The 24,302-nt window shown below is 67.1% G+C and carries 25 protein-coding genes and 2 riboswitches; of the genes, 19 read left to right on the forward strand and 6 right to left on the reverse strand.

Annotated elements, in window-relative coordinates; all coding sequences use genetic code 11:
- Positions 1 to 104 precede the first annotated feature (104 nt).
- From nirJ to ccmI, 12 genes are read left to right on the forward strand one after another with little or no spacing between them, the layout of a single operon-like run.
- Positions 105 to 1,295, forward strand: coding sequence for a heme d1 biosynthesis radical SAM protein NirJ (nirJ, locus tag BPET_RS20630; RefSeq protein WP_012250952.1), 1,191 nt, complete (start codon positions 105 to 107; stop codon positions 1,293 to 1,295).
- Positions 1,296 to 1,319: 24 nt separating this feature from the next.
- Positions 1,320 to 2,186, forward strand: a complete 867-nt coding sequence (cobA, locus tag BPET_RS20635) for a uroporphyrinogen-III C-methyltransferase (protein ID WP_012250953.1) — start codon at positions 1,320 to 1,322, stop codon at positions 2,184 to 2,186.
- Positions 2,177 to 3,661, forward strand: coding sequence for a cytochrome D1 domain-containing protein (locus BPET_RS20640; RefSeq protein ID WP_012250954.1), 1,485 nt, complete (start codon positions 2,177 to 2,179; stop codon positions 3,659 to 3,661). The genes cobA and BPET_RS20640 overlap by 10 nt, the downstream gene beginning before the upstream one ends.
- 10 nt (positions 3,662 to 3,671) lie before the next feature.
- Positions 3,672 to 4,325, forward strand: coding sequence for a cytochrome c biogenesis heme-transporting ATPase CcmA (gene ccmA, locus BPET_RS20645; RefSeq protein ID WP_012250955.1), 654 nt, complete (start codon positions 3,672 to 3,674; stop codon positions 4,323 to 4,325).
- Complete coding sequence (gene ccmB / locus BPET_RS20650; protein ID WP_012250956.1) at positions 4,322 to 4,993, forward strand: heme exporter protein CcmB; 672 nt, start codon at positions 4,322 to 4,324, stop codon at positions 4,991 to 4,993. Before ccmA ends, ccmB begins: the two co-directional genes overlap by 4 nt.
- A gap of 38 nt (positions 4,994 to 5,031) precedes the next feature.
- Positions 5,032 to 5,790: a heme ABC transporter permease gene (locus tag BPET_RS20655; protein WP_012250957.1), complete on the forward strand. Its 759-nt coding sequence runs from the start codon at positions 5,032 to 5,034 to the stop codon at positions 5,788 to 5,790.
- Complete coding sequence (gene ccmD, locus BPET_RS20660; protein ID WP_041863113.1) at positions 5,787 to 5,966, forward strand: heme exporter protein CcmD; 180 nt, start codon at positions 5,787 to 5,789, stop codon at positions 5,964 to 5,966. Before BPET_RS20655 ends, ccmD begins: the two co-directional genes overlap by 4 nt.
- Entirely contained in the window at positions 5,963 to 6,427 is a 465-nt protein-coding gene (gene ccmE, locus BPET_RS20665; RefSeq protein WP_012250958.1) for a cytochrome c maturation protein CcmE, read from the forward strand. Before ccmD ends, ccmE begins: the two co-directional genes overlap by 4 nt.
- Positions 6,424 to 8,394: a heme lyase CcmF/NrfE family subunit gene (locus tag BPET_RS20670; RefSeq protein WP_012250959.1), complete on the forward strand. Its 1,971-nt coding sequence runs from the start codon at positions 6,424 to 6,426 to the stop codon at positions 8,392 to 8,394. The genes ccmE and BPET_RS20670 overlap by 4 nt, the downstream gene beginning before the upstream one ends.
- Positions 8,391 to 8,927, forward strand: a complete 537-nt coding sequence (locus tag BPET_RS20675) for a DsbE family thiol:disulfide interchange protein (protein WP_012250960.1) — start codon at positions 8,391 to 8,393, stop codon at positions 8,925 to 8,927. The genes BPET_RS20670 and BPET_RS20675 overlap by 4 nt, the downstream gene beginning before the upstream one ends.
- Positions 8,928 to 8,935: 8 nt before the next feature.
- Complete coding sequence (locus BPET_RS20680; RefSeq protein WP_231852628.1) at positions 8,936 to 9,400, forward strand: cytochrome c-type biogenesis protein; 465 nt, start codon at positions 8,936 to 8,938, stop codon at positions 9,398 to 9,400.
- Positions 9,397 to 10,245: a c-type cytochrome biogenesis protein CcmI gene (gene ccmI, locus BPET_RS20685; protein WP_012250962.1), complete on the forward strand. Its 849-nt coding sequence runs from the start codon at positions 9,397 to 9,399 to the stop codon at positions 10,243 to 10,245. The genes BPET_RS20680 and ccmI overlap by 4 nt, the downstream gene beginning before the upstream one ends.
- A 19-nt stretch (positions 10,246 to 10,264) precedes the next feature.
- On the opposite strand, the gene gcvP is transcribed toward ccmI, so the two are convergent.
- From gcvP to gcvT, 3 genes are all read right to left on the reverse strand, one after another.
- Positions 10,265 to 13,138, reverse strand: coding sequence for an aminomethyl-transferring glycine dehydrogenase (gene gcvP / locus BPET_RS20690; RefSeq protein WP_012250963.1), 2,874 nt, complete (start codon positions 13,136 to 13,138; stop codon positions 10,265 to 10,267).
- A 64-nt stretch (positions 13,139 to 13,202) separates the two neighbouring features.
- A complete protein-coding gene (gene gcvH, locus BPET_RS20695; RefSeq protein WP_041863116.1) occupies positions 13,203 to 13,580 on the reverse strand; it encodes a glycine cleavage system protein GcvH in 378 nt (125 codons plus the stop codon).
- 63 nt (positions 13,581 to 13,643) lie between these two features.
- Positions 13,644 to 14,744, reverse strand: coding sequence for a glycine cleavage system aminomethyltransferase GcvT (gcvT, locus tag BPET_RS20700; protein ID WP_012250965.1), 1,101 nt, complete (start codon positions 14,742 to 14,744; stop codon positions 13,644 to 13,646).
- Between the two features lie 84 nt (positions 14,745 to 14,828).
- Positions 14,829 to 14,946, reverse strand: a riboswitch (glycine riboswitch).
- A gap of 30 nt (positions 14,947 to 14,976) precedes the next feature.
- Positions 14,977 to 15,075: riboswitch (glycine riboswitch) on the reverse strand.
- A gap of 196 nt (positions 15,076 to 15,271) precedes the next feature.
- Here gcvT and BPET_RS20705 point away from each other — a divergent pair.
- Genes BPET_RS20705 through BPET_RS20735 form a run of 7 tightly spaced genes read left to right on the forward strand, consistent with a single transcriptional unit; the run spans position 15,272 to position 21,225 of the window.
- A complete protein-coding gene (locus tag BPET_RS20705; protein WP_012250966.1) occupies positions 15,272 to 15,562 on the forward strand; it encodes a 4Fe-4S dicluster domain-containing protein in 291 nt (96 codons plus the stop codon).
- Positions 15,559 to 15,861 carry a chaperone NapD gene (locus BPET_RS20710; RefSeq protein ID WP_012250967.1) on the forward strand — a complete coding sequence of 101 codons (303 nt, stop codon included), beginning with the start codon at positions 15,559 to 15,561 and terminating at the stop codon, positions 15,859 to 15,861. Before BPET_RS20705 ends, BPET_RS20710 begins: the two co-directional genes overlap by 4 nt.
- Positions 15,852 to 18,395 (forward strand): nitrate reductase catalytic subunit NapA, encoded by a 2,544-nt coding sequence (napA, locus tag BPET_RS20715; RefSeq protein WP_012250968.1) that lies wholly within the window; start codon positions 15,852 to 15,854, stop codon positions 18,393 to 18,395. Before BPET_RS20710 ends, napA begins: the two co-directional genes overlap by 10 nt.
- A 35-nt stretch (positions 18,396 to 18,430) precedes the next feature.
- The gene (gene napG / locus BPET_RS20720) at positions 18,431 to 19,216 is read left to right on the forward strand and encodes a ferredoxin-type protein NapG (protein ID WP_012250969.1); all 786 of its coding nucleotides are present in this window, start codon (positions 18,431 to 18,433) and stop codon (positions 19,214 to 19,216) included.
- Complete coding sequence (gene napH, locus BPET_RS20725) at positions 19,213 to 20,145, forward strand: quinol dehydrogenase ferredoxin subunit NapH (protein ID WP_012250970.1); 933 nt, start codon at positions 19,213 to 19,215, stop codon at positions 20,143 to 20,145. The genes napG and napH overlap by 4 nt, the downstream gene beginning before the upstream one ends.
- Entirely contained in the window at positions 20,142 to 20,597 is a 456-nt protein-coding gene (locus BPET_RS20730; protein WP_012250971.1) for a nitrate reductase cytochrome c-type subunit, read from the forward strand. The genes napH and BPET_RS20730 overlap by 4 nt, the downstream gene beginning before the upstream one ends.
- Positions 20,598 to 20,610: 13 nt before the next feature.
- Entirely contained in the window at positions 20,611 to 21,225 is a 615-nt protein-coding gene (locus BPET_RS20735) for a NapC/NirT family cytochrome c (RefSeq protein WP_012250972.1), read from the forward strand.
- 14 nt (positions 21,226 to 21,239) lie between these two features.
- Here the strand turns inward: BPET_RS20735 and BPET_RS20740 are convergent, their stop codons facing one another.
- The 3 genes from BPET_RS20740 to BPET_RS20750 all read right to left on the reverse strand — a co-directional run bounded on the left by BPET_RS20740 (position 21,240) and on the right by BPET_RS20750 (position 24,283).
- Positions 21,240 to 22,133, reverse strand: a complete 894-nt coding sequence (locus tag BPET_RS20740; RefSeq protein WP_041863117.1) for a ZIP family metal transporter — start codon at positions 22,131 to 22,133, stop codon at positions 21,240 to 21,242.
- Positions 22,134 to 22,206: 73 nt separating this feature from the next.
- Positions 22,207 to 22,821, reverse strand: a complete 615-nt coding sequence (locus BPET_RS20745) for a superoxide dismutase (RefSeq protein WP_041864301.1) — start codon at positions 22,819 to 22,821, stop codon at positions 22,207 to 22,209.
- A gap of 259 nt (positions 22,822 to 23,080) precedes the next feature.
- Positions 23,081 to 24,283: a BaiN/RdsA family NAD(P)/FAD-dependent oxidoreductase gene (locus tag BPET_RS20750; RefSeq protein WP_012250975.1), complete on the reverse strand. Its 1,203-nt coding sequence runs from the start codon at positions 24,281 to 24,283 to the stop codon at positions 23,081 to 23,083.
- Positions 24,284 to 24,302: the final 19 nt, after the last annotated feature.

Genomic DNA, 24,302 nt, shown 5'->3' on the forward strand with positions numbered 1-24,302 from the left:
GATCTTATTGTCTGCGGTCAAGGCGCATGCCGCACGGCTCGGCGATGCTGCACGCATGCCCCGGCGGGCCGATATGGCAACCCGCCGCCATCCAGAGAACTCCCATGTTGAGAATCAGCCACTACCTGCGCGCCCTTGCCCAACCGGAAGCCGCGCCGGCATCTGGCGGCCCCGCCACGCCCGTCCTGCGCCCTCCCGTGGTCATCTGGAACCTGCTCAGGCGCTGCAACCTCACCTGCAAACATTGCTATGCCACCTCGGCCGACAGCCCGTTCCGCAATGAGCTGAACACCGAAGAAGCGCTGCGCGTCATCGACGACCTGCACGACGCCGGCGTGCGCGTGCTGATCCTGTCCGGCGGCGAGCCCCTGCTGCGCCCCGACCTCTTCCAGCTTGCCGGCCACGCGCGCGTAAAAGGCTTTTTCGTGGCCTTGTCCAGCAACGGCACCCTGATCGACGCGCACAACATCGAACAAATCGCGGCGGCGCAGTTCGACTACGTCGGCATCAGCATCGATGGCCTGCAAGAGGTTCACGATGCCTGGCGCCAGATGCCCGGCAGCTTTGCCGCGGCCATGCGGGCCATCGACCTGTGCCGCCGACATGGCATTCGCGTCGGCCTGCGCACCACGCTTACGCAGCACAACAGCGAACAACTTCCCGCCATCCTCGGCCTGATGCGCGAGCATGGCGTGCAGAAATTCTATTTGTCGCACCTGAACTACAGCGGCCGCGGCAAACGCAGCAGCAAGTTCGACGCCCAGCGCCAGATAACGCGCGACGCGGTGCATTTGCTGTTTGAGCGCGCCTGGGCCGACATCGGCGCCGGCCTCGACACCGATTTCGTCACCGGCAACAACGATGCCGACGCCATCTTGCTGCTGCAATGGGTGCAACGGCGCATGCCGCAGCACGCCGCGCGGCTCGAGAGCATGCTGCGCGCCTGGGGCGGCAACGCCTCAGGCAGCGGCATCGCCAATATCGACAACACCGGCGACGTGCATCCCGACACTTACTGGTGGCAGCACCAGGTCGGCAACGTACGGCGGCAATCCTTCCGCGATATCTGGATCACCCATCCACATCCCTTGCTGCAGCAGTTGCGCCAACATCCCCGTCCCGTGGGCGGGCGCTGCGCAAGCTGCCGATGGCTGCCCGTCTGCAATGGCAACACCCGCACGCGCGCCTGGGCGGCGGGCGATCTGTGGGGCGCAGACCCCGGCTGCCATCTCAGCGACACGGAAATCGAACCGCCGGCCGCCCAGTCCTGCGCCCCGGCCAGGCAGCCGGCCTGAGACCTCATACAACAGCTTGCCACCATGACCCTTCCCGACTGCGTCCTGCCTCATCCCATTACCCTGCCCCCCGCGCTGCAGCGCACGTTCCGCCCGGGCGAAGTGGCCCTGGTGGGCGCAGGCCCCGGAGACCCCGGTCTGCTCACCGTGGCTGCCTGGAGCCTGCTGCTGCAGGCCGACGCGCTCGTCTACGACCGTCTGGTCAGCCAGGCCTTGCTCGACCTGCTGCCTACTTCCTGTCGCCACTATTACGTTGGCAAGGCCAGCGGCCGCCACAGCCTGCCCCAGGAAGAAATCAACGAACTGCTGCTGCGGCTGGCGCGTCACGGCATGCGGGTGGCGCGCCTGAAAGGCGGCGACCCCTTCATTTTCGGGCGCGGCGGCGAAGAAATCGACTTCCTGCTCACGCACGGCGTTGATTGCCAGCTGGTGCCTGGCGTCACCGCGGCTTCTGGCTGTACCGCCTACGCCGGCATTCCGCTCACGCACCGGGGCGTGGCGCATTCTTGTCAGTTCATCACCGGCCACGTCCAGGGCAATGGCACGCTGGCGCTGCCTTGGCACACCATGACCGACCCGGGCTGCACGCTGGTGTTCTACATGGGTCTGGGCAGCCTCGAAGAAATCTCGCGCGAACTCATTGCCGCTGGCCGGCCGGCCGACACGCCCGCCATGCTGGTGGCCAACGGCACGCGCCACGACCAGCGCATGCTGCGCGGCACCCTGCGCAACCTGGGCGACATGGCGCGCAGCCATCGCCTGGGCACGCCCACCCTCACCGTGGTGGGCCATGTTGTCGACCTCATGGCCGACCGCGACACCGAATACCCCGGCCGGCTGCGGGCCAACCTGCGGCCATTGCCCAATCTACAGGAGCAGCTATGCGGCTGAGCACCAGCCTGTTGCTGCTGGCAGCCTGGCTGCCGTCCGGAGCGGCCCTGGCGCAAAACGCCGCGCAGCTTTACCAGCAGCATTGCGAAACCTGCCATGGCGCCGACCGCCTGGGCGGCACGGGGCCGGCCCTGCTGCCAGAAAGCCTGGCGCGCATCAAGCGCACCGAGGCATTGCAAACCATCCGGCAAGGCCGTCCGGCCAGCCAGATGGCCGGCTTCGACCAGGTGCTCGACGCCGCGCAAACCGAAGCCCTGGCCGACTACCTGTACCAGCCGCCCGCCACCCCGCCCACCTGGAGCGATGCCGACATTGGCGCCAGCCACCGTCAACTGGCCAACCCAGGCACGCTGCCTGACACTCCGCAGCATGGCGCCGATCCGCTCAACCTGTTCGTCGTGGTCGAGGCCGGCAATCATCATGTCGTCATACTCGACGGCGACCAGTTCGAGCCGCTGGCCCGATTCCCGTCGCACTTCGCCCTGCACGGCGGCCCCAAGTTCTCGCCCGACGGCCGCTACGTCTACTTTGCGTCGCGCGACGGCTGGATCAGCAAGTACGACCTCCACAACCTGACTATGGTGGCCGAGATCCGCGCCGGGCTCAACACCCGCAACCTGGCCGTCAGCGGCGACGGCCGCTGGGTGCTGGTCGGCAATTACCTGCCGGGCGGGCTGGTGCTGCTCGATGCTCGCGACCTGTCTCTGGTGGGCAGCATCGCCACGCCACTGGCCGATGGCATGCCCTCGCGCGTAAGCGCGGTGTATACGGCGCCGCGGCGCCAGAGTTTCGTGGTCGCCCTGAAAGACGTTCAGGAAGTCTGGGAACTTTCCTATGCCGGTCAGCCCGATTTCATCCCGCGCCGGATTCCGGCCCGCGACTTCCTCGACGACTTCTCCTTCACGCCCGACCATCGCTACCTGCTCGCCACTTCGCGCAAGGCCCATGGCGGCCAGGTCATCGACCTGGACAGCGGCGCCACCATCCGCGACATCGCCCTGCCGGGCATGCCGCACCTGGGTTCGGGCATTTACTGGCAACGCGGCGACAGCTGGGTGTTCGCCACGCCCAACATCAGCAAGGGGCTGATCTCGGTGCTTGACCTGCATACCTGGAACGTCATCAAGGAAATCCCCACCGAAGGGCCCGGCTTCTTCATGCGCAGCCACCGCAACTCGCCCTATGCCTGGACCGACGTCTTCTTCGGCCCCGACAACGACGCCGTGCACCTGATCGACAAGCAGACGCTGGCCGTGGCCCACACGCTGCGGCCCATGCCCGGCAAGAACGCCGCCCATGTCGAGTTCACCCGCGACGGACGCTACCTGCTGCTCAGCGTCTGGGACACCGACGGCGCGCTGATCATCTACGACAGCCACAGCTTGCAAGAGATCAAGCGCATTCCCATGAACAAACCCTCCGGCAAGTACAACGTGGGCAACAAGATCGAGTACGCCGAGGGCACATCGCACTGAGCACCGCGTCATGCAAGCGCCCTTAGCCGCTCACCCAAACCCGCGCGCCGGCGTAGCGCCACTGCTCAGCGCCTCGGGCCTGGCCTGCGAACGCGGCGAACGGCGGCTGTTCAGACGGCTGCACCTGACGCTGGCGCCCGGCGACATGCTGCAGGTCAGCGGCCCCAACGGCAGCGGCAAAACCAGCCTGCTGCGCCTCTTGGCTGGCCTGCTGCGGCCGGCGGCCGGCAGCGTGCACTGGCACGGCCCCGCGGCCCGCCGCCTGCTGTGGATCGGCCATGCGGCCGGCATCAAGGGTCTGTTGACCGCACACGAAAACCTCTCATGGCTGGGCGCCCTGCACGCGCCGACGGCGCGCGACGCCATCTGGCAGGCGCTGGCCGCGGCCGGCCTGGCCGGCTTCGAAGATGTGCCTTGCCACGCCTTGTCGGCCGGACAGCAGCGGCGCGTGGCGCTGGCGCGCCTGTACCTGCCCGGCGGCCCGCCGCTGTGGATTCTCGACGAACCCTTTACCGCGCTCGACCGGCAGGGCGTGGCGCAACTTGAACAACACCTGGCCGCGCACTGTGCGGGCGGCGGCGTTGTGGTGCTGACCAGCCATCACCAGCTGGCTCACCGTCCGCCGGCCTACCGCGAGCTTGATCTCGGACAGTACGCCGCATGAACAAGATCTTTATCCTCTTATTCATCCGTGAGCTGAATCTGCTATGCCGCCGTCCTGCGGAACTTGCCAATCCCCTGGTTTTCTTTGCCTTGGTCACCGCCTTGTTTCCCCTGGCGGTGGGGCCGCAAAGCCAACTACTGCAGCGCATGGCCCCCGGCATCCTGTGGGTGGCGGCGCTGCTGGCGGTGCTGCTTTCGCTCGACAGCCTGTTCCGCTCCGACCTGGACGACGGTTCGCTCGAACAATGGCTGCTGTCGCCGCATCCCATGCCCATACTGGTGCTGGCCAAGGTGGCGGCGCATTGGCTGGGCAGCGGCCTGGCGCTGGTCATGCTGGCGCCCTTGCTCGCCCTGATGCTGGGCTTGCCGGCCGGCTGCCTGCCCGTGCTGATGGCGTCGCTGCTGCTCGGCACGCCGGTACTCAGCCTGCTGGGCGCCGTGGGCGCGGCGCTTACCGTTTCCTTGCGCCGCGGCGGGCTCTTGCTAGCACTGCTGATCCTGCCGCTGTACATACCCGTGCTTATCCTGGGCAGCGGCGCCCTGCAAGCCACGCTGCAAGGCCTGCCGGCCCTCGGCCATCTGCTGTGGCTAGGTTGCCTGGCCGCGCTGGCGCTGGCGCTGGCTCCGTTCGCCATTGCAGCCGGCTTGACCATCAGCGCCGGCGAATGACGCTGGCCATGTCCGCTCGCACCTGAAAGGCCATTGCCATGAACTGGACCTGGCTGCACCGATTGGGATCGCCCAAGTGGTTCTACCGCATCAGCGGACGCTGCCTGCCCTGGCTGGCCGGCGCCGGCGCCGTGCTGATTGCCGCCGGGCTGGTCTGGGGCCTGGTCTTCGCGCCGTCCGATTACCAGCAGGGTCACAGCTTCCGCATCATCTATGTGCATGTACCGGCCGCCCTGTTGGCGCAGTCCGTCTACATCATGCTGGCCGTCGCGGGCGCGGTGGGCCTGGTCTGGAAAATCAAGCTCGCCGACGTAGCCTTGCAGCAAGCCGCCCCCATCGGCGCCTGGATGGCCGTGATCGCCCTGGTCAGCGGCGCCTTATGGGGCAAGCCCACCTGGGGCGCCTACTGGGTCTGGGACGCGCGCCTGACCTCGATGCTGATCCTGCTGTTCCTCTACTTCGGCATCATCGCGCTGGGGCAGGCCATTGCGCATCGCCAAAGCGCGGCGCGCGCCTGTGCGCTGCTGGCCGTGGTGGGGGTGGTGAACATCCCCATCATCAAATACTCGGTCGTCTGGTGGAACACCCTGCATCAACCCGCCACGTTCTCGCTGGCCCAAAAGCCCGCCATGCCGCCGCAGATGTGGCTTCCGCTGCTGGTGGCGACGCTCGGCTTCTATTGCTTCTTCGCCGCCGTGCTGCTGTCGCGCATGCGGCTCGAAGTACTCAAGCGCGAAGCCGACGCGCGCTGGGTCGGCGACGAAATCGCGCGCCTGCTCGAAAAAGGCCCCGCATGACTCCCTTCGTCTCGCTGAACGACTTTCTCGCCATGGACGGCCATGGCATTTTTGTGTGGGCCTCGTACGCCCTGTGCCTGGCGCTATTGGCCTGGAACGCGCTGCTGCCGCTGCTGGCGCGGCGCCGCTATCTCAAATTACTGGCACGGCGACTGCGCCGCGAGGCGGCACGATGACCCCCCAGCGCAAGAGACGGCTGGTCATGCTGGCGGCCCTGGCAGGTGGGGTGGGCGTCGCCGTCGCGCTGGCTCTGGCCGCCCTGCAGCAGAATATCAACCTGTTTTATTCCCCCAGCCAGATCGCCGCCGGCGAAGCGCCGCTGCACACACGCATCCGCGCCGGCGGCCTGGTGCAAGACGGGTCGCTGCGCCGCGCGCCGGACAGCCTGGCGGTGCAGTTCGGCATTACCGACGGCGTTCAGCAGGTACTCGTGCGCTACGATGGCATCCTGCCCGACCTGTTCCGCGAAGGCCAGGGCATCGTCGCCCTGGGCAAGCTTGATGCGCAGGGCATGCTGCAAGCCGATGAAGTGCTGGCCAAGCACGACCAGAACTACATGCCTCCCGAAGCGGCGCACGCCCTGAAGCAAGGCGCGGCCACGTCGGGCGGCACACCCGCCGCGGAGCCGCAACCATGATCCCCGAACTCGGGTTGCTGTCGCTGGCCCTGGCGCTTTGTCTGGCCGCGGTGCAGGCCAGCCTGCCCCTGGCGGGAGCCTGGCGCGGCAACCCGCGCTGGATCGCGCTGGCCGCACCGACTGCGTGGGGCCAGTTCACTTTCCTGCTGCTGGCGTTCGCGGCGCTTGCGCACGCTTTCCTGGGCGACGACTTCTCGGTGGCGTACGTGGCCCGCAATGCCAACAGCGCCCTGCCCTGGTACTACAAATTCAGCGCCATCTGGGGCGCACATGAAGGCTCGCTGCTGCTGTGGGCGTTGCTGCTGGCGGGCTGGTCTTGTGCCGTATGCGTGGGCTCGCGCCAATTGCCCCGCACCATGCGGGCCCGCGTGCTGGCGGTCATGGGCATGATCAGCGTGGGGTTCCTGCTGTTTCTCATCGCCACCTCGAATCCTTTCGAACGTCTGCTGCCCGATGTTCCTGCCGACGGCAACGACCTCAACCCGTTGCTGCAGGACTTCGGCCTCATCGTGCACCCTCCCATGCTCTATATGGGCTATGTCGGCTTCTCCGTAGCCTTCGCGTTCGCCATTGCCGCGCTGCTCGACGGCCGGCTCGACGCCGCATGGGCGCGCTGGTCGCGGCCCTGGACACTGGTCGCCTGGGCCTTCCTGGGACTGGGCATCGCGCTGGGGTCGTGGTGGGCCTATTACGAGCTGGGCTGGGGCGGCTGGTGGTTCTGGGACCCGGTCGAGAACGCCTCGTTCATGCCATGGCTGGTGGGCACGGCCCTGATTCATTCCCTGGCCGCCACCGAGAAGCGCGGCGTCTTCAAGAGCTGGACGGTGCTGCTTGCCATTGCCGCGTTTTCGCTGAGCCTGCTGGGCACGTTCCTGGTGCGCTCGGGCGTGCTGACCTCGGTGCACGCCTTTGCCACCGACCCGGCGCGTGGCGTGTTCATTCTGTGCTTCCTGCTGGTGGTGGTGGGTGGCTCGCTGGCTTTGTTCGCCTTGCGCGCGCCGGCAGTGGCCAGCGCAGCCAGCTTCGGCACGTGGTCGCGCGAAACCCTGTTGCTGATCAACAACCTGCTGCTGTCCGTGGCCGCGGCCATGATCCTGCTAGGCACGCTGTATCCGCTGGTGCTCGACGCGCTGACCGGCGCCAAGCTGTCGGTCGGCCCCCCTTATTTCAACGCTTTGTTCGTGCCGCTGATGGCGCTGCTGATGGCGGCCACCGCGCTGGGCGTCGCCGCGCGCTGGAAAGACACCCCGCCGCGCTGGCTGGCGGGCATGCTGGGGCCCGTGCTGGCAGCCAGCCTCGCGTTCGCCGCCGGCGCGGCCGCGCTGGCGCGCGATTCGCGTTGGACAGTCGGGGCCGTATGCCTGCTGGCCGCCTGGATCGTGCTGGGCGCCTTGCGCGACATTGTCGACAAGACCCGCCACCTGGGCCTGCGGCGCGGTCTGCCGGCCCTGGGACGCAGCTACTGGGGTATGCAACTGGCGCACCTGGGGCTGGCCATGTGCGCGCTGGGCGTGGTGCTCAACAGCGCAGGCAACCTCGAACGCGACCTGCGCATGGCGCCCGGCGATGCCGTGGAACTCGGCGGCTACCGGTTCGTATTCGAGGGCACGACGGCACGCCCTGGCCCGAACTTCGTCGCCGAGCGCGGCACCATGCAGATCTTGCGCGACGGACGGCACGTTGCCACGCTGCACCCCGAAAAACGCGTGTACCACGCGCAACAGAACGCCATGACCGAAGCCGCCATTTTCGCGGGCTTCACGCGCGACCTCTTCACCGCCCTGGGCGAGCCGCTCGACAACGGCGCGTGGGCCGTGCGCGTGCACATCAAGCCCTTCGTGCGCTGGATCTGGCTGGGCGCGCTGTTGATGGCCGCGGGCGGCCTGCTGGCGGCCACCGACCGCCGTTATCGCCGCCGCGTACCCGGCACCGCGCCGGCCGCCTTGAACGCGGGAGAACACCCATGAAGAAACTGCTGCGACTACTGCCATTGGTGCTGTTCCTGGGGGTTGCGGCGCTGCTCTACCGCGGCCTGTTCCTCGATCCCGCGAGGCTGCCGTCAGCCCTGGTGGGCAAGCCGTTTCCCGAGTTCACCCTGCTTTCGCTCGATGACGCGCGCACCCTGACCCGCCAAGACATCCTGGGCACACCGGCGCTGGTCAACGTCTGGGCTACCTGGTGCCCCTCGTGTCGCCAGGAGCATCCCGTGCTGAACCGCCTGTCGCAGTCCGGCGTGGTGATTCACGGCGTGAACTACAAAGACGACCGAGTCTCTGCTCAGCGGTGGCTGAGCACGCTGCACAACCCCTACCGCCTGAACATCGAAGACGCCGCCGGCACACTAGGCCTGGACCTCGGCGTGTACGGCGCGCCCGAAACGTTTCTTGTCGACGCCCGGGGCGTCATCCGGGACAAGTTCGTCGGCGTCATCGACGACACCGTCTGGCGCGAAAGGCTCGAGCCCGTCTATCGTCAGTTACTTGACGAGGCTTCCCGATGAAACGCCTGATGGCTGTCGTTCTATGGGGATGCCTGCTGGCGGGCCCGGCCCGGGCCGCCATCGATGTGCATGAATTCAGCAGCGAGGCCGAACACGCCCGCTACAAGCACCTGACCGAGGTGCTGCGCTGCCCCAAGTGCCAGAACCAGAATATTGCCGACTCCAATTCTCCCATCGCCCAGGACCTGCGCCGCGAAGTCAGCCGCATGCTGGAGGAAGGCCGTAGCGAAGCCCAGATCATCGACTTCATGGTGGCACGCTATGGCGATTTCGTGCTGTACCGGCCTCCCTTCGACCTGCGTACGGTCATGCTCTGGCTTGGCCCCGCCGTATTGCTGCTGGCGGGTGCGGGACTGGTGGGCGTGCTGGTCGCACGCGGACGCCGCGTGCGCAACGTCGCGCTGACAGAAGACGAACACCGGCGGCTGGCCGATCTGCTGGGCGCCAGCCGCAACGACGAGACCGCGCCATGATCCAGTTCTGGCTACCCGCCGCGCTGCTGCTGACGCTGGCCACGGCATTCGTGCTTGTTCCGCTGCTGCGGGCGCGCGATCCGGCCAGGGATACCGACCGCGCGGCGCTCAATGTGGCGCTGTACGGCGAACGCCTGCAGGCGCTGCAGGCGCAGCGCCAAACCGGCCTGCTCACTCAGGCCCAGTTCGAGGCCGCCCGCGCCGAAGCGGCGCGCGCTCTGTTGGCCGACACCGCAGGCCAGCCCGCCCCCGCGGCGCGCGGCAAGGCGGGCATGGCCTTGGCGCTGGCAGCCGCCTTGCTGGTGCCGGCAGGCGCAACCGCGCTGTACTGGCGCTGGGGCGCGCTCGACCAGGTGCTGCAGGCGCAGCAGTACGCCGGCCACGCCAATGAAAGCATCGAACACATGACGGCGCGCCTCGAAGCCGCGCTGGCGGCGGCTCCCGAAACCCCCGAGGCCTGGTTCTTCCTGGGCCGCACCTACATGGCCCAGGACCGCTGGGCCGATGCGGCCGGCGCCTTCGAACAGGCCGTCACCCGGGCGGGCCGCCCGCCAGAGTGGCTGGGCCATTGGGCACAGGCTCTGTACTTCGCCGACGACCAGCAATGGACGCCTCGATTGCAGGCCCTGGTCGACGAAGCGCTGGCGGGCGATCCCGAAGAAGCGGTCAGCCTGACCCTGGCCGGCATCGCCGCTTTCGAAAGCGGGAGGTACGCCGACGCGGTGGACTACTGGGAGCGCCTGGCGGCGACTCTGCCCGCCGGCGATCCCACCCGCGACACCGTCATGACCGGCGTCGCGCGCGCCCGCTCGCTGGCGGGTCCCCCCGCCGCGCCGCCGCCCTGAGACCCCGCGCGCCCGAAGCTCAGGCGTAGGCCTCGACCGGCAGGCAAGCGCACACCAGGTTGCGATCGCCGTAGGCGTTGTCCACGCGCGCCACCGGAGGCCAGTACTTGGCATCGCGCAGCGAGGCCACCGGATATGCCGCCTGCTGACGCGGGTAGTCGTGCAGCCACTCTTCTGCCAGCAGCATCTGCGCCGTGTGCGGGGCGTTCTTCAGCACGTTGTCGTCGCGGTCGCGCTCGCCACGCTCGACCTGCGCGATTTCTTCGCGAATGGCGATCATCGCGTCGATGAAGCGCTCGAGCTCGGCCAGGCCCTCGGACTCGGTGGGCTCGACCATGAGCGTCCCGGCCACCGGGAAGCTCATGGTGGGGGCATGGAAGCCGTAGTCCATCAGGCGCTTGGCGATGTCTTCGGCGCTGATGCCGCTGCTGTCTTTCAGCGGGCGCACATCCAGAATGCACTCGTGCGCCACCCGGCCGTTGCGGCCGGCATACAGCACGGGATAGTAGTCGCGCAGGCGCGCGGCCACGTAGTTGGCATTGAGAATGGCCACCTCGGTGGCGCGGCGCAGGCCGTCGGCGCCCATCAGGGCAATGTAGGCATACGAAATCGGCAGGATACCGGCCGAGCCGTACGGCGCCGCCGCCACCGGCCCGATTCCCGTTTCGCCGCCCAGCTTGCCCTGCGCATTGAGCACTCCTGGCAGGAAGGGCGCCAGGTGCGAACGCACCGCCACCGGGCCCACGCCGGGGCCGCCGCCGCCGTGCGGTATGCAGAACGTCTTGTGCAGGTTCAGGTGCGACACGTCCGAGCCGAACTTGCCGGGACGCGCGACGCCCACCATGGCGTTCATGTTGGCGCCATCCAGGTACACCTGGCCGCCGGCCTGGTGCACCAGGTCGCAGATATGGGTGATCGATTCTTCGAATACGCCGTGCGTAGACGGATACGTGATCATCAGCGCGGCCAGGCGGTCGCCCACCTGGGTCAGCTTGGCGCGCAGGTCGTCGAGGTCGACGTTGCCATTGGCGTCGGATGCCACCACCACGACTTCCATGCCGGCCAATTGTGCCGAGGCCGGGTTGGTGCCGTGCGCCGAAGCGGGGATCAGGCACACGTTACGCTGCGCCTGGCCGTTGGCGCGGTGGTAGCCGCGGATGGCCAGCAAGCCGGCATACTCGCCCTGAGCGCCGGAATTCGGCTGCAGACTGATGTCGTCGTACCCGGTAATTTCGCACAGCGCCTTCGACAGGCGTTCGATGAGTTCGCGATAGCCTGCGCTCTGGTCGGCCGGCGCATAAGGATGGATGAGCGCGAACTCGGGCCAGGTGATGGGGATCATCTCGGCCGTGGCGTTCAGCTTCATGGTGCACGAGCCCAGCGGGATCATGCTGCGGTCCAGCGCCAGGTCTTTGTCGGCCAGCTTGCGCAGGTAGCGCAGCATGTCGGTTTCAGACTGGATGCTCGAGAACACCGGATGCGCCAGAATGCCGCCCTGGCGCTGCAGCGCAGCGGGAATACCGCCGGGCGCGGCGGCGTCGTGCGCGTCGATGTCGAGTGCGAGGTCGTCTTTCTGCAAGCCGGCCGCGAACACATTGACCAGGGCCTGCAGGTCGGCGGCCGTAACGGTTTCGTCCAGCGAGACCGCCAGCCGTGCGCCGTCGACGCGGCGCAGATTGATGTGTTCGCACACCGCGGCCTCGACAATGGCCGGCGTCGCCACGCCGGTTTCCAGCAACAGCGTGTCGAAGAAGGTGTCGTTGACCACCTTGATGCCCAGCTGCGTCAGCGCGGCGCGCAAGATCGCGGTATAGCGATGCACGCGGGTGGCAATGCGGCGAATGCCGTCCGGGCCATGCCACACGGCATACAGGCCGGCCATTACGGCCAGCAGCACCTGGGCGGTGCAGATGTTGGAGGTGGCCTTCTCGCGGCGGATGTGCTGTTCGCGAGTCTGCAAGGCCAGCCGCAGCGCGGGATTGCCCTGCGCGTCTTTGGACACGCCCACCAGGCGGCCCGGCATGTTGCGCTTATAGGCGTCCTTGCAGGCCATGAAGCCGGCATGCGGGCCGCCAAAACCGAACGGCACGCCGAACCGCTGCGACGAGCCGATGGCGATGTCGGCGCCCCATTCGCCGGGCGGCGTCATCAGGGCCAGGGCCAGCAGGTCGGTGGCGCAAGCCACCACCGCGCCCTGCGCGTGCGCGGCCTCTGCCAGCGCGCGATAGTCGGCCACGCCACCCAGGCTGTGCGGGTATTGCAGCAGTACGCCGAAGCACTCGGGCAAGCCCTGGGCCTCATCGCCCAGCGCGACCTCGATGCCCAGGCCTTCGGCGCGCGTGCGCACCACTTCGATGGTTTGCGGATGGCAGTGCGCCGACACGAAGAACACCTGGCTGGCCGATTTCGACCCCCGCCGCGCCAGCGTCATGGCTTCGGCCGCGGCCGTGCCTTCATCCAGCAACGATGCGTTGGAGATGTCCAGCCCGGTCAGGTCGGCCACCATGGTCTGGTAGTTGAGCAGGGCTTCGAGCCGGCCCTGTGAAATCTCGGGCTGGTACGGCGTATAAGCGGTGTACCAGGCCGGGTTTTCGAGCACGTTGCGCAGCACCACGTTGGGCGTGTGGGTGCCGTAGTAGCCCTGGCCGATGTAATTACGGTAGATGCGATTGCGCCCGGCGACCGCCTTCAGGTCGGCCAGCACGTCGGATTCGCTGCGCGAGGCGGGCAGCGCCAGCGGACCCTGGCTGCGGATGGCCGGCGGCACGACTTCCTGCAGCAAGGCATCGAGGCTGCCGCAGCCAATGGCCGCGAGCATTTTTTCCTGGTCGGCCGCGGTGGGGCCGATGTGGCGGGGAATGAAATCGGTGTGGGGGTCTAGGGCGCGCGACATGGGGGTATCTCGGGTGCGGAAAAATGGCCGCGCGGACGAAGCGCCCGCGCGGCGTCGGCCAGGGTCAGCCGTTGGCGACGGCTTCGTAGCCGGCAGCGTCCAGCAGTTTGTCGACGTCGGCCGCGTTGTCGGGCCGGATCTTGAAGATCCACGTGGAAAACGCCGATTCGTTGATCAGGTTGGGCGTGCTTTCGAGTTCGTCGTTAAAAGCCACGATCTCGCCCGACACGGGCGCGTAAATGTCGGAAGCGGCCTTGACCGATTCGACCACGCCAGCCGTGGCGCCGGCCTTCAGCTTGGCGCCGACGTTGACATCGCCAACGAAGACGAGGTCGCCCAATTGTTCCTGGGCGTTGTCTGTAATGCCAACGGCGAACACGTCGCCCTCGGCTTTGACCCATTCATGGGATTCGGTGTATTTGCGGTCGGTGGGCAGGCTCATGGAAGCTCCTAGGATGGGAATTGCGCGCATGCGCCGGCACCCCTGCCGGCGCATGGTGGCAGTTTACGAGTGTTCGACCGCCTTGCCATGGCGCACGAACGGCAATTTGCATACCAGGGCCGGCACCCGCTTGCCGCGGATATCGACCTCGACCGTCTGGCCAGGCTGCACGCCCTGGGGCACGCGGGCGAACGCCACCGACACGCCGAGCGTGGGCGACATCGTGCCGCTGGTGATTTCGCCCTCGCCCAGGGGCGTGTATACCGCCATGTGGGCGCGCATTACGCCGCGCTCTTGCAGCTTCAGGCCCACGAAGCCGCGGGGCGCGGCGAACTGTTCCAGGGCATCGCGCCCCACGAAACGGCGCTCGGGGTCTTTCAGCGACACCGTCCAGGTCAGGCCTGCCTGATCGGGCTGGGTGAGCTCGTCCATGTCCTGGCCATACAGGTTCATGCCGGCCTCGAGGCGCAGCGTGTCGCGCGCGCCCAGCCCGCAGGGGCGCACGCCCTGGGCCAGCAGATCGTTCCACAAGGCCACCACCTGGTCGGCCGGCAGCACGATCTCGAAACCGTCTTCGCCGGTGTAGCCGGTGCGCGCCACCAGGGTGTCGTCGGCCACCTGGGCCGCCACGAAAGGCGTCAGCGGCTCGGTGGCGGCCTGCCAGGCCGGCCGGGCGGCCCAGACGCGGGCACGGGCGTTGGGCCCCTGCACGGCCACCATGGCCAGGTCGCGGCGCGGCGCGATGGCGACGTCGTAGCTGCCCGCCGCGGCCACGCGCTGCATCCAGGCAACGTCTTTGTCGGCCGTGGCGGCGTTTACCACCACGCGCCATTGGTCGGCAGCGAAGAAATAGACGATCAGGTCGTCGATGATGCCGCCCTGCGGGTTGAGCATGCAGCTGTACAACGCCTTGCCGGGCACCGTAAGGCGAGCCACGTCGTTGGCCACCAGGCGCCGCAGAAATGCAGTGGCGTCCGGACCGGTGACGTCGACGTTCAGCATGTGGGACACGTCGAACATGCCGGCGTCGCGGCGCACGGCATGGTGTTCTTCGAGCTGCGAGCCATACGCCAGCGGCATGTCCCAGCCGCCGAAATCGACCATGCGGGCGCCGGCGGCGACGTGGGCGTCGGCCAGCGGGGTGCGTTTGAGGGAAGCGGACATGGGGCAGGCTCCGGTGCGGCGGCATCGCCAGGGTTACGGAATATGCCGGCCTGGGAGCGGAAAGCGCCAGAAGCCAGCTGGATTTTCCGCCCCTCTGTCCTTTTGCCTGAGAGTTGCCCCGCTGGGACGCGGGTTTGCACCTTCGGCGCCTGGGCTGCGCACGTTAACCACCATGGCGCCAGGTCTCTCCAGAGTGCTGTTTCAGCCGGCGCCGGCGGAGAGCCGGGCGGGCTGATGCAGCGCGGTATGGGTTACCTGAGCGATTCCGGGCGAATTGCGCCTTCGGCGGCGGCCCGTATAGACCCAGGCCGCTCTCTCCCGCACTTGCATGACAGCGGCGTGAAGCATACATCGAAAGCCCGGGCCGGCAAAATTGTCGCTTGCCCGGGGTCGGCGGCCGGCCGGACGCCCGTCTTCAGCGGCAAGATTGACAGCTATCAACGGCGGCCAAACCCGCTTGACTGCTGTCAAGCGGCAAATCCGGCTCAATACCCATACTTCCCTACAGGTTTTAGGGGATCTTAGTTATGGGGTTCACTCGACGCCAGTTGCTCACTGGCCTGAAGCCCGGGCCGATACTGCCCGGGTCAGCCGCCGCGCAGGGCCGGCCATGGCGCGCCCGGGTAACGGCCGCCTGCCTAGCCCGCCGCGGCATCGAATGCCGCCTGTGCGGCGAAACCTGCAGCGTCGGCGCCCTTCGCTTCCGCCCGCGCGCGGGCGGCCCCACCCAGCCCCATGTCGATACCGGCCGCTGCACCGGCTGCGGCGATTGCCTGCCGGCCTGCCCGGTGGCAGCCCTGATTCCGGAGGCCACATGAGAATCGTCAGCCTGGTCCTGCGCATCGCGCCGCACAGCCTGCCCGCCGCCGAAAGCGCGCTGGCCGCCATCCCGGGCGTGCAGGTGCATGCGCAAGACGCCGCCACCGGCAAGCTCATCATCACCATCGAAGACGGCCCGGGCTACAGCACCGCCGACTCCATCCTGGCCGCCCACAAAGTTCCTTGCGTGCTGTCGGCCACCCTGGCTTACGAATACGGCGAAGACGACGCGCCGCCTGCCAGCCAACTGCCCTCTCTCCACCGATCTCCGGCACAGGAAGCTCCATCATGTCACTGAACCGACGCGAATTCATCAAGACCAACGCCGTGGCCGCCGCGGCCGCCACGGCCGGCATGAGCCTGCCCGCCGCCGCCCTGGCCCAGGCCGGCAGCCCGCCCTTGCAGGTGCGATGGGACAAGGCGCCCTGCCGCTTCTGCGGCACCGGCTGTTCGGTGCTGGTAGGCGTGCAGAACGATCGCGTCGTGGCCACCCAGGGCGATCCCGAAGCGCCGGTCAATCGCGGTCTGAACTGCATCAAGGGCTACTTCCTGTCCAAAATCATGTACGGCGCCGACCGCCTCACCCGGCCCATGCTGCGCAAGAAAAACGGCGCATACGACAAGAACGGCGAATTCACCCCCATCAGCTGGGACGAAGCCTTCGACATCATGGCGCAGAAATGGAAACAGGCGCTGGCCGCGGGCGGCCCCGACGCCATCGCCATGTTCGGCTCGGGCCAATGGACCATCTGGGAAGGTTACGCCGCCTCGAAGCTGTACAAGGCGGGCTTTCGCAGCAACAACCTCGACCCCAACGCGCGCCATTGCATGGCCAGCGCGGTGGTGGGCTTCATGCGCACCTTCGGCATCGACGAACCCATGGGCTGCTACGACGACATCGAGCACGCCGATGCCTTCGTGCTGTGGGGATCGAACATGGCCGAGATGCACCCCATACTCTGGAGCCGCATCACCGACCGCCGCCTGACGCACGCGGGCAGCGAAGTGCATGTGCTGTCCACATTCGAGCATCGCAGTTTCGAACTGGCTGACAACGGCATGATCTTCGTGCCGCAAACCGACCTGGCCATCCTGAACTACCTGTGCAACTACCTGATCCAGAACGGACGGGTCAACCGCGAATTCGTCGAACAGCACGTCAACTTCAAGGTCGGCGCCACCGACATCGGCTACGGCCTGCGGCCGAACGATCCGCGCGAACAATCGGCCACCTCGAACGGCTATCCCGGCGCCGACGGCAAGCCCAAGGGCGACCCCGGCGCCGCCACACCCGCCACCTTCGAAGAATTCGCCGCATTCGTCTCCACTTACACGCTGGACTACACCGCCCGGTTGTCGGGCGTGCCCGCCGAGAAGCTGCAGCGGATGGCCGAGCTGTACGCCGATCCCGACAAAAAAATCGTCTCGTTCTGGACGATGGGCTTCAACCAGCATGCGCGCGGCACGTGGGTCAACAACATGATCTACAACGTGCACCTGCTGACCGGCAAGATTTCCCAGCCGGGTTGCGGCCCGTTCTCGCTGACGGGCCAGCCATCGGCCTGCGGCACCGCGCGCGAAGTGGGCACCTTTGCCCACCGCCTGCCGGCCGACATGGTGGTCGGCAACCCCGCGCACCGCAAAATCGCCGAAGAACTGTGGCAACTGCCCGAAGGCACCATTCCGGCCAAGGTGGGCCTGCACGCGGTGGCGCAGAGCCGCGCGCTGAAAGACGGCAAGCTCAAGTGCTACTGGACCTCCACCACCAACAACATGCAGGCCGGCCCGAACATCAACGATGAAATCTACCCCGGCTGGCGCAACCCGGAAGCGTTCGTGGTGGTGTCCGATCCCTACCCCACGGTGTCGGCCCTGTCGGCCGACCTGATCCTGCCCACGGCCATGTGGGTCGAAAAAGAAGGCGCCTATGGCAATGCCGAGCGCCGCACCCAGTTCTGGCGGCAGCAGGTCAGGGCGCCAGGCGAGTCGCGCTCCGACCTGTGGCAGTACCTGGAATTCGCCAAGCGCTTCAAGATTGAAGAAGTGTGGCCGGCCGAACTGCTCGACAAAAAACCCGAATACCGCGGCAAGACGCTCTACGACGTGCTCTATGCCAATGGCGTGGTCAACCGCTACCCGCTGGCGGACGTGGGCGTCGTAAACAAGCACGCCATCGACGGCTACATGAACGACGAGTCGCAGCACTTCGGCTTCTATGTGCAGAAGGGCCTGTTCGAAGAATACGCGCAGTTCGGCCGCGGGCACGCCCATGACCTGGCCGACTTCGATCTTTACCACCGGGCCCGCGGCCTGCGCTGGCCTGTGGTCGACGGCAAGGAAACACTGTGGCGCTTCCGCGAAGGCTACGACCCCTACGTGAAGCAGGGCGAAGGCGTACGCTTCTACGGCAACAAAGACGGTAAAGCCAATATCTTCGCCCTGCCCTACCAGCCGCCGGCCGAGGTGCCCGACCAGGATTACGACCTGTGGCTGTGCACCGGGCGCGTGCTGGAACACTGGCACACCGGCTCAATGACGCGGCGCGTGCCCGAACTGCACCGTGCGGTACCAGAAGCGGTGCTGTTCATGCACCCCGACGACGCCAAGGAGCGCGGACTGCAGCGCGGCATGCAATGCAAGATCGCGTCGCGCCGGGGCGAAGTGTTTGCCAGCCTGGAAACGCGCGGCCGCAACAAGCCGCCCCGCGGACTGGTGTACATGCCTTTCTTCGATGAGGGACGCCTGGTCAACAAGCTGACGCTGGACGCCACCTGCCCGCTGTCAAAAGAAACCGACTTCAAGAAATGCGCCGTCAAGGTGCAGAAGGCCTGAACCCGGCCCTTGGCATTGCATCCCACTGACCAGCCATGACGGATTCCACTTCCATCAAGCCTTCGGGCCGCCGACAGTTTCTGCAGCAGTCGGCGGCGGCCATGGGCGGCGCCTGCGCGGTAGCGCTGGGCCTGGGTTTGTACGCCAGGCAGGCCGGCTCGCTGCCGGCCACTGCCTTGCGCCCGCCCGGCGCGCTGTCTGAAGAAGAGTTCCTGGCGGCCTGCGTGCGCTGCGGGCTGTGCGTGCGCGCTTGCCCCTACGACACCCTGAAGCTGGCTACCCTGGGCACGCCGGTTCCTTCCGGCACACCTTATTTTGACGCACGCAGCGTGCCCTGTGAAATGTGCGATGACATCCCTTGCGTGCCAGCCTGCCCGACCGGCGCGCTGGACCACGGCCTGACCCGCATCGAAGACGCGCGCATGGGCCTGGCCGTGCTCATCGACCAGGAATCCTGCCTGAACTTCCAGGGCCTGCGCTGCGACGTGTGCTATCGCGTCTGCCCCCTGATCGACGAAGCCATCACGCTCGAATTGCGCCACAACCCGCGCTCCGACCGCCACGCCATGCTGCTGCCCACGGTGCACTCCGACCACTGCACCGGCTGCGGAAAATGCGAGCAAAGTTGCGTGCTGCCTGGCGCTTCGGCCATCAAGGTGCTGCCGCACCAGCTGGCCCAGGGCTCAACCGCCGGCCACTACCGCAAGGGCTGGGAAGAAGCCGAAAAGGCCGGCGGCTCGGTCATTGGCGAGCAAGTCCATCTGCCGGTGCGCGGCCTGGACGACGTGCCCGCAATACCAGACGGAGGCGGCAAGCCGTGAACACCGTTTCCCCCAAACCCAGGCGGCCCAACGTTGCGGGGCGCAACCCCACCGCCGCCGCCATCGCCGGCAAGGGCTGGCTGCGCGCCCATCGCTGGCTGCTGCTGCGCCGCACCGTGCAGGCGGGCCTGCTGGCGCTGTTCCTGATCGGGCCGGCCAGCGCATGGCTGTTGCGCCGCGGCGTGCTGCAACGCGACTGGTGGCCCGTGAAGGGCAACCTGTCGTCCAGCCTGACGCTCGACTGGCTGCCCCTGACCGACCCGTACCAGCTGCTGCAAAGCCTGTTCGCGGGCCACGCGCCGCTGGACACGGCGCTGCTCGGCGCCGGCATCGTATTGGGCTTTTACCTGTTGTTCGGCGGACGCGTGTATTGCTCGTGGGTGTGTCCCGTCAATGTGGTTACCGATACCGCGTCCTGGCTGCGCCGTAAATTGAAACTGCGTCCGCCCGGGCGCACGCCATCCAAGTCCCTGCGCCTGTGGGTAATGATCGGCACGCTGCTGGCTTCGGCCGTCACCGGCACCATCGCATGGGAATGGGTCAACCCGGTATCGATGCTGCACCGGGCGCTGGTATTCGGCTTCGGCGCCGTGTGGGCGCTGGTGTTGGGCATTTTTCTGTACGACCTGCTGGTGACGCCGCGCGGTTGGTGCGGACACATATGCCCGGTAGGGGCGTTCTATGGCCTGCTGGGCAGGCGCGCGCTGCTGCGCGTAAACGCCGCGGGCCGCGCCGCATGCGACGACTGCATGGACTGCTACAGCATCTGCCCCGAGCCGCAGGTCATCCGCCCCGCGCTCAAGGCCGCCGGCCAGGACCACCCCGTCATTCTCGACGCCGACTGCACCACTTGCGGCCGCTGCATCGACGTCTGCCCTCAACAGGTATTCCGCATGAGCCACCGGTTCCGCCATAGGAGTAAATCATGAAACGCGCCTTGTACAAGACCGCCCTCGGCCTGCTCGCGGGCCTGATGATCGGCATGCCGCCGGCCCTGGCCGACGACCCTTCCACGGTGCAAAGCCTGCGCCAGAACAGCGTCGCGGATGTCGAACACGAAGCCGGCCACTATCGTCAGGAGCTCGACGCGGGCGCCACGCTGCCGCGCGACTTCGTGCAGCAGCCGCCGCTGGTGCCGCACGCCAGCAGCAACTACCCCGTGACGCTGAAATTCAACAAATGCCTGGACTGCCACGCATGGGCGCGCGCGCAGGCTACCAACTCGCCCAAGATTTCCATCACCCACTTCCGCGACGCGCAAGGCCGCGAGCTGTCGTCGGTCAGCCCGTCGCGCTATTTCTGCCAGCAATGCCATGTCACCCAAAGCGACGCCAAGCCGCTGGTCGAGAACACCTTCCAGCGCGTCAAAGGCCTGAATTGAGCGAGCGTGCATCATGAACCTCAAGTGGATCAAGACCTTGCCGCGCCGCGCGTGGGCACGGGCAGTCAGCGGACTGGGACTGGCGTTCGCGCTGGGCATCATGTTCTGGGGCGGCTTCAACACGTTCATGGAATGGACCAATACCGCGGCGTTCTGCATTTCCTGCCATGAAATGAACCGGAACGTGTACCAGGAATACCGCAATACCGTGCACTATTCCAACCGCACCGGCGTGCGGGCCGTATGTTCGGACTGCCACGTGCCCAAGGAATGGGGACCGAAAATGCTGCGCAAGCTGTACGCCTCTAACGAGCTGCTGCACCATTTCCTGGGCACCATCGACACACCCGAGAAATTCGAGGCTAAGCGCGCCAAGCTCGCGCAGAACGAATGGCGGCGCATGAAGGCGAACAATTCCCAGGAATGCCGCAACTGCCACGACTACAGCTACTTCGACTACTCTGGCCAAAGCTCGCGCTCGGCCCGCATGCATCAGCAAGGCCTGCAGGAAGGCCAGACCTGCATCGACTGCCACAAGGGCATTGCGCACAGCCTGCCGGCAGTAGAACAGTCGGTAGGGCAGCCCAAGCCCGGGGCGGTTCCGGCGCAGGCGCTGCACCCCGACTGAACCGCGATGCCGCGCTAGCCCAGCGCGGTGTCCAGCAGCATCATCAGCACGAAACCGATCATCAGCCCGCAGGTGGCATACACCTCATGCCCCTTGCGGTGCGATTCGGGAATGATCTCGTGGCTGATCACGAACAGCATGGCGCCCGCGGCAAAGCCCAGGCCCCAGGGCAGCAGCACGGCCGACCAGCCCACCACCACAGCGCCCAATACTGCCCCCACCGGCTCGATCAGCCCGGACAGCATGCCCAGGGCCACCGCAAAGCTGCGGCGGTAGCCGGCCGCCAGCAGCGCCAGCGACACCACCAGCCCCTCGGGCACGTCCTGGATGGCGATGCCCGTGGCCAGCGCGCTGCCCCGCAGCGGATCATTGCCCACGTAACCTACGCCTATCGCCAGGCCTTCGGGCACGTTGTGCAGAGCAATGGCAAACACGAACAGCCAGGTGCGGCGCAGGCGATGGACTTCGATGCCTTCCTTGCCCTTGATGAAATGCTCATGCGGCAACAGGCGCTCCATCAGCAACAGCGTGGCCGCGCCCAGCAGCACCGCCGCGCCCACCACCAGGCCGGCGCCCCAGGGGCCATGACCCAGCTCGCCCGCCGCCGCGATGCCCGGCGCCACCAGTGAAAACGCGCAGGCCGCCAGCATGACGCCCGCCCCAAAGCCGAACATGGTGTCCTGTACTTTCTCGGGCAGCGTCTGTGAGAACATCACCGGCACCGTGCCCAGCGCAGTGGCGCCGGCGGCCAACAGCCCGCCGGCCAGTGCGTCGGCCACATGCGGGGCGCGCGGTATCAGATAGGCCCACAGGGCGTGCACCGCCAGGCAGGCCACCAGCAAGGCCAGCGTCCAGACGCTGATACTGGTGGCCTGCGGGCGCATGCGGTGGCGGCTGAAAGTGTTCATATCCGATGGGCCGTCCGGGCGACTCAGTTCTGGGGGAAGAAAACCGGGCGCCCCCGGGAGGGTGGCGACGCCGCTATGCCTTGGCGGAGTCGTAGCGGCGCGAGACTTCGACCCAATCGATCACGTTGAAGAACGCGGAGATGTATTCCGGGCGGCGGTTCTGGTATTTCAGGTAATACGCGTGTTCCCACACGTCCAGCCCCAGCACGGGCGTATTGCCCTGCATCAGCGGACTATCCTGGTTGGCGGTGCTCTCCACCACCAGCTTGCCTTGGGAAGTCACGCTCAGCCAGGCCCAACCGCTGCCGAAGCGCGTCAACGCCGCCTTGGTAAAGGCATCGCGAAACGCGTCCAGGCCGCCCAGGTCGGCATCGATGGCCGCGGCCAAGCGGCCCTGCGGCTTGCCGCCGCCCTGCGGCGACATCACGGTCCAGAACAGGCTGTGATTGGCGTGGCCGCCGCCGTTGTTGCGCACCGCCCCGCGCACCGGCTCGGGCAGGGTGTCGATACGCGCCACCAGTGCGTCGACCGGCTCGTCGGACGGCAAACCCGCGCCCTCCAGGGCGGCGTTCAGGTTGTTGATATACGTCTGGTGGTGCTTGGTGTAGTGGATTTCCATGGTCAGCGCATCGATGTGCGGTTCCAGCGCATCGTACGCGTACGGTAGTTCGGGCAAGACATAGGGCATGCAACTCTCCAGTTCGGGCTTGAGAACGGTGTCGACCGCCGGCTCATGCAGCAACTCGTATGCCCGGCTTACGCGCGCACCAGCCGGGTCGGCACGCCGCGGCCGCTGGCGCAGTCCGACCAGGTAGCGATGGGCCGCCACTCGCGTCGCCATCGCGATATGGGCGTTGCGGCTCTTTTCATAAGTCGTTAAATGAAATTGAAATGATAGTTATTTTTATTCAATATAACAATAACAAAGGCGCCACGGGCCCGCTTTGCTACAGCGCGCGTCCGCAGGCCACGCCCGAGGCCCAGGCCCACTGGAAGTTGTAGCCGCCCAGCCAGCCGGTGACATCGACCGCCTCGCCGATGAAATACAAGCCGGGCACCTGGCGCGCCTGCATCGATTTCTGGTCCAGGCCGCGCGTGTCGACACCGCCGCGCATGACCTCGGCTTTTTTGTACCCGGCCGTGCCGCTGGGCACCAGCCGCCATTGATGAATGCCCTGCCCTAGCGCGCGCAAGGTTTTATCGGGCGTATCAGCCAGGCGCCACTCGGCCAGGCCTGGCTGCCCCGCCTGCCCGGCTACCCGCAACCATTGGTCGGCCAGGCGGCGCGGCCACAGGTTGCCCAGCACAGTGTGCAATTGCTGCCGGTTGCCCGGCTTGGCGGCAATCAGCTCGTCCGCCAGGTCGCGCCCCGCCGCCAGGTCCAGCACGATGGCCTCGCCCGGCTGCCAGTAGCTGGAAATCTGCAAGATCGCCGGCCCGGACAGGCCGCGGTGTGTGAACAGCAGGTCTTCCACGAATTCACCGCGGCCACGGCCCGTGCCCGTGCTGAGCGCAACCTCCAACGCCACGCCAGACAGTTCGGCAAATGGACGCCACTGCTGCGGGTCGAACGTCAGGGGCACCAGCGCCGGCCGCGGCTCGATGACCTTCAGGCCGAACTGGCGCGCCAGCTTCAGGCCGAAATCGGTAGCTCCCAGCTGCGGAATGGCCATGCCGCCGGTGGCCACCACCAGCTTGGCCGCGCGAATCTCGCCCTGGCTGGTGCGCAACACGTAGCCGGCCTCGTCGCGGCCCACCTCGGCCACGCGGCACGGCATGCGCCATTGAACCCGTCCAGCCTGGCATTCGGCGCGCAGCATCTCGATGATGGATTCGCTGCTGTCGTCGCAGAACAGTTGGCCCCGATGCTTCTCGTGCCACGCGATGCGATGGCTGCGCACCAACGCCAGGAAGTCCTGCGGCGTGTAGCCCGCCAGCGCGGAACGGCAAAAATGCGGGTTGTCGGACAAAAAATTCGCCGGCCCTGCCCCCACATTGGTGAAGTTGCAGCGCCCCCCGCCAGATATGCGGATTTTCTCGGCCAGGCGCTCGGCGTGGTCGACCAGCACGACCCGCAGGCCGCGCTGGCCAGCCACGGCGGCGCACATCATGCCGGCCGCGCCGGCGCCGATCACGGCTACGTCGAACATCGGCGGGCGCGTATCGGAC

It is taken from the genome of Bordetella petrii (genome assembly GCF_000067205.1).
Classification (GTDB): domain Bacteria; phylum Pseudomonadota; class Gammaproteobacteria; order Burkholderiales; family Burkholderiaceae_B; genus Bordetella_A; species Bordetella_A petrii.

Coding starts and splice junctions, on each gene's coding strand:
- ccmE (WP_012250958.1), top strand. CDS start 5,963: ATGACCCCCCAGCGCAAGAGACGGCTGGTCATGCTGGCGGCCCTGGCA.
- cobA (WP_012250953.1), top strand. CDS start 1,320: ATGACCCTTCCCGACTGCGTCCTGCCTCATCCCATTACCCTGCCCCCC.
- BPET_RS20655 (WP_012250957.1), top strand. CDS start 5,032: ATGAACTGGACCTGGCTGCACCGATTGGGATCGCCCAAGTGGTTCTAC.
- gcvP (WP_012250963.1), bottom strand. CDS start 13,138: ATGTCGCGCGCCCTAGACCCCCACACCGATTTCATTCCCCGCCACATC.
- BPET_RS20710 (WP_012250967.1), top strand. CDS start 15,559: ATGAGAATCGTCAGCCTGGTCCTGCGCATCGCGCCGCACAGCCTGCCC.
- BPET_RS20730 (WP_012250971.1), top strand. CDS start 20,142: ATGAAACGCGCCTTGTACAAGACCGCCCTCGGCCTGCTCGCGGGCCTG.
- nirJ (WP_012250952.1), top strand. CDS start 105: ATGTTGAGAATCAGCCACTACCTGCGCGCCCTTGCCCAACCGGAAGCC.
- gcvT (WP_012250965.1), bottom strand. CDS start 14,744: ATGTCCGCTTCCCTCAAACGCACCCCGCTGGCCGACGCCCACGTCGCC.
- BPET_RS20745 (WP_041864301.1), bottom strand. CDS start 22,821: ATGCCCTATGTCTTGCCCGAACTACCGTACGCGTACGATGCGCTGGAA.
- ccmD (WP_041863113.1), top strand. CDS start 5,787: ATGACTCCCTTCGTCTCGCTGAACGACTTTCTCGCCATGGACGGCCAT.
- BPET_RS20750 (WP_012250975.1), bottom strand. CDS start 24,283: ATGTTCGACGTAGCCGTGATCGGCGCCGGCGCGGCCGGCATGATGTGC.
- BPET_RS20640 (WP_012250954.1), top strand. CDS start 2,177: ATGCGGCTGAGCACCAGCCTGTTGCTGCTGGCAGCCTGGCTGCCGTCC.
- napA (WP_012250968.1), top strand. CDS start 15,852: ATGTCACTGAACCGACGCGAATTCATCAAGACCAACGCCGTGGCCGCC.
- ccmB (WP_012250956.1), top strand. CDS start 4,322: ATGAACAAGATCTTTATCCTCTTATTCATCCGTGAGCTGAATCTGCTA.
- BPET_RS20705 (WP_012250966.1), top strand. CDS start 15,272: ATGGGGTTCACTCGACGCCAGTTGCTCACTGGCCTGAAGCCCGGGCCG.
- BPET_RS20680 (WP_231852628.1), top strand. CDS start 8,936: ATGGCTGTCGTTCTATGGGGATGCCTGCTGGCGGGCCCGGCCCGGGCC.
- gcvH (WP_041863116.1), bottom strand. CDS start 13,580: ATGAGCCTGCCCACCGACCGCAAATACACCGAATCCCATGAATGGGTC.
- napG (WP_012250969.1), top strand. CDS start 18,431: ATGACGGATTCCACTTCCATCAAGCCTTCGGGCCGCCGACAGTTTCTG.
- BPET_RS20675 (WP_012250960.1), top strand. CDS start 8,391: ATGAAGAAACTGCTGCGACTACTGCCATTGGTGCTGTTCCTGGGGGTT.
- BPET_RS20670 (WP_012250959.1), top strand. CDS start 6,424: ATGATCCCCGAACTCGGGTTGCTGTCGCTGGCCCTGGCGCTTTGTCTG.
- BPET_RS20735 (WP_012250972.1), top strand. CDS start 20,611: ATGAACCTCAAGTGGATCAAGACCTTGCCGCGCCGCGCGTGGGCACGG.
- BPET_RS20740 (WP_041863117.1), bottom strand. CDS start 22,133: ATGAACACTTTCAGCCGCCACCGCATGCGCCCGCAGGCCACCAGTATC.
- ccmI (WP_012250962.1), top strand. CDS start 9,397: ATGATCCAGTTCTGGCTACCCGCCGCGCTGCTGCTGACGCTGGCCACG.
- ccmA (WP_012250955.1), top strand. CDS start 3,672: ATGCAAGCGCCCTTAGCCGCTCACCCAAACCCGCGCGCCGGCGTAGCG.